Origin of the sequence: Streptomyces neyagawaensis, from assembly GCF_023516595.1 — a bacterium.
GTDB lineage: Bacteria > Actinomycetota > Actinomycetes > Streptomycetales > Streptomycetaceae > Streptomyces > Streptomyces neyagawaensis.
In genome coordinates, this window is record NZ_JAMGBG010000203.1 from 1 (window position 1) to 6,935 (window position 6,935).

5 protein-coding genes and 2 pseudogenes are annotated in these 6,935 nt (G+C 69.5%); 6 read left to right on the forward strand and 1 reads right to left on the reverse strand.

The window, feature by feature from the left end:
• From M8J73_RS43345 to M8J73_RS45395, 5 genes are all read left to right on the forward strand, one after another.
• Positions 1 to 987 (forward strand): ABC transporter ATP-binding protein (locus M8J73_RS43345; protein ID WP_249829873.1); only part of this gene is annotated, 987 nt, incomplete at its 5' end.
• A 3-nt stretch (positions 988 to 990) separates the two neighbouring features.
• Positions 991 to 1,872: an ABC transporter permease gene (locus tag M8J73_RS43350; protein WP_055540581.1), complete on the forward strand. Its 882-nt coding sequence runs from the start codon at positions 991 to 993 to the stop codon at positions 1,870 to 1,872.
• Positions 1,869 to 2,735 carry an ABC transporter permease gene (locus tag M8J73_RS43355; RefSeq protein WP_055540580.1) on the forward strand — a complete coding sequence of 289 codons (867 nt, stop codon included), beginning with the start codon at positions 1,869 to 1,871 and terminating at the stop codon, positions 2,733 to 2,735. Before M8J73_RS43350 ends, M8J73_RS43355 begins: the two co-directional genes overlap by 4 nt.
• A 61-nt stretch (positions 2,736 to 2,796) precedes the next feature.
• Complete coding sequence (locus M8J73_RS43360) at positions 2,797 to 4,281, forward strand: NAD-dependent succinate-semialdehyde dehydrogenase (protein WP_055540579.1); 1,485 nt, start codon at positions 2,797 to 2,799, stop codon at positions 4,279 to 4,281.
• 398 nt (positions 4,282 to 4,679) lie between these two features.
• The gene (locus tag M8J73_RS45395; protein ID WP_055540578.1) at positions 4,680 to 5,141 is read left to right on the forward strand and encodes an Lrp/AsnC family transcriptional regulator; all 462 of its coding nucleotides are present in this window, start codon (positions 4,680 to 4,682) and stop codon (positions 5,139 to 5,141) included.
• A 336-nt stretch (positions 5,142 to 5,477) separates the two neighbouring features.
• Here the strand turns inward: M8J73_RS45395 and M8J73_RS43370 are convergent.
• Positions 5,478 to 6,191 (reverse strand): annotated as a pseudogene (locus tag M8J73_RS43370) (SpoIIE family protein phosphatase); the annotation flags it as partial.
• A 195-nt stretch (positions 6,192 to 6,386) separates the two neighbouring features.
• Between M8J73_RS43370 and M8J73_RS43375 the strand changes: the two are divergent.
• Positions 6,387 to 6,935 (forward strand): annotated as a pseudogene (locus M8J73_RS43375) (LuxR family transcriptional regulator); the annotation flags it as partial.

Here is a 6,935-nt window from a genome sequence, read left to right on the forward strand (position 1 = left end):
GAGTTCGTCACCTTCCTCGGCTCCTCCGGGTCGGGCAAGACCACGACGCTGATGATGATCGCCGGGTTCTGCGAGCCCGACTCCGGCACCATCACCGTCGGCGGCCGCGATGTGACGCGCCTGGCGCCGCAGAAGCGGGGCCTGGGCTTCGTCTTCCAGCAGTACCTGCTCTTCCCGCACATGACCGTCAGCGAGAACGTCGCCTTCCCCCTCACCTTGCGCGGAGTGCCGAAGGACGAGATCCGCCGCCGGGTGGGGGAGACGCTGGAGATCGCGGGCCTGTCCGGATTCGGCGGCCGCAAGCCGCGTGAGCTGTCCGGCGGCCAGCAGCAGCGTGTGGCCCTGTGCCGGGCGCTGGTCTACCGACCGCCGGTCATCCTCATGGACGAACCCCTCGGCGCCCTGGACAAGAAGCTCCGCGACCAGCTGCAGATCGAGATCAAGTCCATCCAGCAGGAACTGGGCCTGACGGTCATCTACGTGACGCACGATCAGGAAGAAGCGCTGGTGATGTCCGATCGCATCGCGGTGATGCGCAACGGTCTGATCGAGCAGTTCGACACCCCCCGCGAGCTGTTCGAGCGGCCCAAGACCCCCTTTGTGGCGGACTTCCTGGGCGCGGCGAACTTCCTGCCGGGCCGGGTGGAGAAGCACGACGGCGAGCACACCCTGGTCCGCCTCACCCAGTCCGGTGGCCTGCTGACGGCGCGCCGTCACCAACTGGCCCCCGGCACGCAGGTGAAGGTCGCCGTGCAGCCGGGCCGGCTGCGGGCCAGCGCCGCCGACGACGGCTTCTGTACCGGCACCGTCGAGACCGCCACCTATGTGGGCACCCTGGTGCGCGCCGGCGTACGCATCGACGGTGATGACGGGCCGCTGCTGCGCCTGGAAGTCCCCGCAGGCCGCGGCCCCGTCGCGGGCGAGCGGGTCGGGATCACCGTGGACGCGGACGACGTGAACCTCTTCCCGACCGAACAGGGCGGGTGAGTCATGGCCGCCACCCTCACCGCAGGCGCTCCCGCCCGCCCCCGCAAGCTCCTGGCCTCACGCAGGACCCGCGTCGGGATCCTCTACGCGTTGCCGGTCGTCGTGTATCTGCTGGTGCTGTTCGTCTACCCGATCTTCTCCACGCTGCTGCTCAGCCTGAAGGACGCGGACGGATCGTTCACGCTGCACTGGTATGCCGACGCACTGACGGGCGTGAACCTGTCGGTGCTGTTCACCACGCTGCGGATCTCCGCGGAGACCGCGGTGCTGAGTCTGGTGTTCGGGTTCGTCCTGGCCCAGGCGATCTCCCGGCTGAAGCCGGTGTGGGCGGGTCTGGCGATGCTGGTCGTGGTCGTCCCGCACTTCGTCTCCGCGCTGGTGCGCACCTACGGCTGGATCATCATGCTCGGCGACAGGGGACTGGTGAACGAGTGGCTCCCAGGCGGGCCGTACCAACTGCTTTACAACGAACTCGGCGTCGTGATCGGCACCACGTCGATGATGCTCCCTTACACCGTGCTGCTGCTCTACGGCGTGATGCGCGGAGTCGACCGCCGCCTGCTCGCCGCCGCGGCGAGCATGGGCGCGGGACGGGTGACGATCTTCCGCCGCGTCTACCTGCCCCTCGTGGCCCCCGGCCTGGCCAGCGCCGGACTCCTCAGCTTCATCCTCTCGCTGGGCTACTACATCACCCCGGCGCTGATGGGCGGCCCGAACCAGACGATGATCGCCACCCTCATCAACCAGCAGGTCACCAAGGAGAACCAGTGGAACGGGGCGGCCGCTCAGGGCGTCATCCTGCTGGTCCTCACCCTGGCCGGACTGCTCCTGGTCAAGGTCGTCAGCTCCCTGGGCGCCAGCCGCAGGAGGAGGAACGGATCATGATGGAGCTGCGCAAGACCCTCACCGGCAAGATCGCCCTGACCGCCGTGGCCACCGTGATCCTGCTGTTCCTGGCCCTGCCCATCGTCGTCATCCTCGTCACCTCCTTCAGCAACAACGCCTTCGCCTCCTTCCCACCCGACACGTGGACGCTGAACTGGTACAAGGCCCTCTTCGCCGACGGCAGCAAATGGCCCGCCGCACTCTCCCTGTCCGCCCTCGTCGCCGCCCTGAGCACCGTCTTCTCCCTCATCATCGGGGTGACGGCGGCGACCGCCCTGGTCCGCAGCGAACTCCCGCTGCGCTCGGCGGTCTTCGCCCTGGTCCTCGGCCCCCTCCTCATCCCCCAGATCGTCACCGCACTGGGCCTGTTCCTGCTGTTCGAGCCCGCGGCGATGCTGGGCAGCCCGATCGCCATCGCGCTCGGCCACACCGTGCTCGCCTCACCCATCGCGGTGCTGATCCTGATCGCGACGCTGCGCGGGATCGACGAGCGGCTGGAGGACGCCGCCGCCAGCATGGGCGCCGGCCGGCTCACCATCGCCCGGCGCATCACCTTCCCGCTGGCCGCGCCGGGGATGATCGCGGCGGCGATCTTCTCCTTCATCACCAGCTTCGACGAGTTCTACATCTCCCAGTTCCTCTCCTCCGTCGACACCGTCACCCTCCCGGTGCAGGTCTACAACTCCCTCACCTTCGAGATCGACCCCAGCGTCACCGCCGTCAGCGCCATCCTCATCGCCTTCGCCATCCTCGCCCTCGGCCTCGTCGCCCTGGTCCGCTGGCTCGGCTCCGGACGACAGGAATCCCTCCTCTCCGTCGAGAACACCGTCGGCGTCGCCAACCCCGCAGGTGACGCCGTATGACCGCCCACCGATCGTGCTCCCTCGACCACACCAGTCTTCGATCAGCGAAAGAGCCACGCGCATGACTGACACGCTCACCGCTCCCTCATGGGAGGCGGACGTCCTGGAATCCGTCCCCCGTGGCTTCCTCGCGCACGACTGGCGACCCGCCACCGGTGGCCGCGCCTTCGAGGTACGCAACCCCGCGACCGAGGAAGTCATCGCCGCCGTCGCCGACTGCGGCCCGCAGGACGCGGTGAGCGCACTGGACGCGGCGGCCGCGGCTGCCGACCAGTGGGCCCGCACCAGCGCACGGGACCGTGCGACCGTCCTGCACCGGCTCACCGACTCCCTGATCGAACACCGTGAGCGTCTGGCCCGGATCATCACCCTGGAGATCGGCAAGACGATCACCGAAGCCCGGGGCGAGGTCGACTACGCCGCAGCCTATTTCCGCTGGTACGCGGAGGAGGCGGTCCGTCCGCAGGGGCGCAGCACCCCCTCCCCGGACGGGAGGAGTCACATCGTCACCGTCGCCGAACCGGTCGGACCCTGCCTGCTCATCACCCCGTGGAACGTGCCCCTGGCCATGGCCGCTCGCAAGGCCGCCGCAGCCCTCGCCGCCGGCTGCACCGCCGTGCTCAAACCGGCCGCTCTCACCCCGCTGTCCTCCCTGGCGCTGGGCGAGCTGGCGCGTGAGGCCGGCGCGCCCCCCGGTGTCCTGACCGTGATCACCAGCAGCGACGCGGCAGCGGTCACCACGGCGCTGCTGGCCGACCCCCGGCTGCGCAAGCTGTCGTTCACCGGGTCCACACCGGTCGGCAGGCTGCTGCTCCAGCAGAGTGGTGCGCGGGTGCTGCGCACCTCGATGGAGCTGGGCGGCAACGCGCCGTTCCTGGTCTTCGACGACGCCGACCTCGACCTCGCGGTCCGCGAAGCGATGATCGCGAAGATGCGGCTGGGCGGCCAGTCCTGCGTCGGGGCCAACCGGTTCCTCGTCCAGGAGGGAATCGCCGACGCGTTCGCCGCGGCGCTCGGCGAACGGATCGCCGCGATCCGGGTGGGTGCCCCGGACCGGGAGGACACCGGGCTAGGCCCGCTGGCCGATCACCGGGCCGTGGACAAGGTCCGTCATCTCGTCGAGGACGCCGTGGCCCGTGGTGCCGTCGTCGTCGCGGAGGCGGACATTCCTGACGGGCCGGGCCATTACGCGGCACCGACCGTGCTGGACCATGTCCCCGCCGACGCCGCGATCATGCACGAGGAGGTCTTCGGTCCCGTCGCCGCCATCCACCGCTTCTCCACCGAGGCCGAGGCCATAGCGGTGGCCAACGACACCGAGCACGGCCTCGCGTCGTATGTGATGACCTCCCACATCGACCGCGCCCGGCGGGTCGCCGCCCGGCTGGAGGCCGGGATGGTCGGCATCAACCGCGGCCTGGTCTCCGAGGTCGCGGCACCCTTCGGCGGGATCAAGCAGTCCGGCCTGGGCCGCGAGGGCGGACCCGAGGGCCTCCATGAGTACCAGCAGCTCAAGTACCTGTCCATGCCCGGTTTTCACAGCTGAGCAAGCCGCCACCAGCGGAGCCCGCTTCCGCGTCGAGCAGGGCAACACGGTGACCGGGGTGACGGTCGTCCACCAGCGGCACGGCCAAGGGAGGCCGCCAGTCTCCGGCGGCCTTGATGCCGCCAGCCCGGTCGTCCGACCGGATCCCCGACAGGAACGGCGGCGTGAAGCAGTTCCTGCCGTCGGTGCCTGCCTCTGAGCTCCTGGTTACCGACGGCAAGGGGCATCCAGCAGCCGTGGGGCAGGCGTTTGGGGCGTCAGACAGCCGGGGCAGCCCGGTGGGGAGCGGTTCGTCCTCGCCGGGACTGCACCAAGTTCCGCAGGAACACATGCCACCCGCGATCCGCGTGCCGTGGGGGCTGCCATCTCCACCGACTTGACGAAGGAGACGGTCCGCTGTGGACGCCATCGACGAGAAGATCATCGCCGAGCTGACCCGCAACGCCCGCATCTCGCACTCCGATCTGGCCGGCAAGGTGCTGCTGTCCCGCAACGCGGTGCGCCAGCGCGTCGAACGACTGGAGCGCCAGGGCCACATCGCCGGCTACACCATCGTCCGCGCGGGCCACGACACCGGCACGGTCGTCTCGGCGCTCGTACTCGTCTATCGCCAGGACCGCATGCGCGGCGGCGACGTCCTGGCCGCACTCAAACGCATTCCCGAGGTTGTCATCTGCGAGATCCTCAGCGGCGACTTCGACATCATGGTGCGCCTCGAAGCGGCCTCGCTGGAACGCGTACGGAGCATCTGGGAGGACATCGCCAAGATGCCCGGCGTACGCGACACAGTCACCGCCCTCACCTTGTCCAGCATCGTCAACCGCCCGCGAGGAGAACGGCGTACCACGCCACAGGGGTGAGCAGGGCCGTCATCGCTATTTCCCTGTCCAGCCCACCCTGACCACGAGGCCCACCACCTCCCCCTGGTGGCCAGCGCCTCTTCCGCGCCCCAGGCGGCCGCCAAATAGCGATGTGTGGGGGGCAAGACGGTCACCGAGCACCTCGAAGGCGTTGAGCGGAGTTGGTCCTTCTGCACAACCATCCTGTGGTCCGAGGTCCGAGGTTTGAGTCGGATGGCTTGGCAGCTCAGCGTGGTTCAAGAGGTATCAGTGGTGTAACGCCTCGCTGAATCGGGCGATGGCAGTCTCGCCGCCGCTTGTCCGCCCCATGTGGCGAGGCCGCTCCGTGGCCGCTCATCAGTCCGCGTCCCCCCATTGCTCCAGCAGGGCATCGGCCATGTCGAGGTCAGGTTCTGGCGCCGGGCTGTGGAGGGATTGTTCGGTCCAGATCACTTTGCCGCGCGGCATGTACCGGGTGCCCCACCGCTGCGTGAACTGGGCGACCAGGAACAGCCCCCGCCCCCCTTCGTCGGTGGCGGCCGCCCGGCGCAGATGCGGTGACGTGCTGCTGCCGTCGGCGACCTCGCAGATCAGGACACTACGGTCGCGCAGTAGGCGCAGCCCGATCGGATCGGTGCCGTAGCGGATGGCGTTGGTGACCAATTCGCTGATCACTAGCTCGGTGGAGAAGGTCAGCTCCTCCATCCCCCACTCCTCCAACCGGTAGGTGACATCGGCACGGATTCCGGCGACGAGGGCGGGGTCGCTGGGCACGTCCCACTCGGCGACCTGGGAGGGATCCAGCAGGCGGGACTGGGCGACGAGCAGGGCGATGTCGTCACTCGGCCGTGCCGGCAGCAGGGCGCTGAGGACGGCCTGGCAGGTCTCCTCCGGGTTCCGGCCAGGGTGTGCCAGGGCGTCGCGCAACTTCTCGAGGCCGACGTCGATGTCCCGGTGCCGGTCCTCGATCAGCCCGTCGGTGTACAGGACCAGCCGGGAGCCCTCGGGCAGAGTGAATTCTGCGGTCTCGAAGGGCAGGCCACCTCCCAACCCGAGTGGCGGGGAGACCGGCGTCAGTTCGACCGTCTCCTCGCGGCGGCACCCGAACCCACCCCGGCCCGGGCCCGGGCACTGTGGGCCGCCGCCTGGGTAGCGATCCTCCAGGGAGATCTCGCGACGGCCGACCGCTGGCTGGACGAGGCCGACGAGCTGAGCAAACGGCTGGACGACCCATCGGACCTGCCCTACATCCAGGACTACCGTGGCATGTCTGTGTTGTTCCAGGGGCGGACGGCGGAAGCCGTGCCCCTGTACGAGGGGGCGCGGGCCGCTCACGAGGCGGCGGGCGAAGGACCGCAGGGACTGTTCTGGCTCCTCCAGGTGGCGATGGCCCAGGTCCGTCTCGGGAACGCGCACGCTGCGGAGGAGGCCAGCAGGCGCGCGGTGCGGCTGGCGGAAGCATCCGAGGAACGTCTGTGGGGGTCCTACGCGAAGTGGGCGCTGGGCTACGTGCTCTGGGCACATGGCGACAGGCAGGAGGGCACAGCGCTGACACGGGCGGCGCTGGAGATCCTGCGGGGCTTCAACGACTACACCGGGACCGCGATAGCCCTGGAGGTGTTCACCTGGATCACCGCGTCCCAAGGCGACCACGAACGGGCGGCACAGCTGCTGGGCGCCGCGCACGCCCTGACCTGGCATAGCGGGATCCGGGACATCGAAGCCCGCCCCGACTCCACATACGCCCGGCACCGAGCCCGCTGCGAGGAGGCGGCTATCTCCGCTCTGGGCCCGGCCGGATACGAGAAGGCCCTA

Excerpts from the sequence above, each read along its gene's own strand:
- M8J73_RS43350 (WP_055540581.1), top strand. The coding sequence starts at position 991 with ATGGCCGCCACCCTCACCGCAGGCGCTCCCGCCCGCCCCCGCAAGCTC.
- M8J73_RS43355 (WP_055540580.1), top strand. The coding sequence starts at position 1,869 with ATGATGGAGCTGCGCAAGACCCTCACCGGCAAGATCGCCCTGACCGCC.
- M8J73_RS43360 (WP_055540579.1), top strand. The coding sequence starts at position 2,797 with ATGACTGACACGCTCACCGCTCCCTCATGGGAGGCGGACGTCCTGGAA.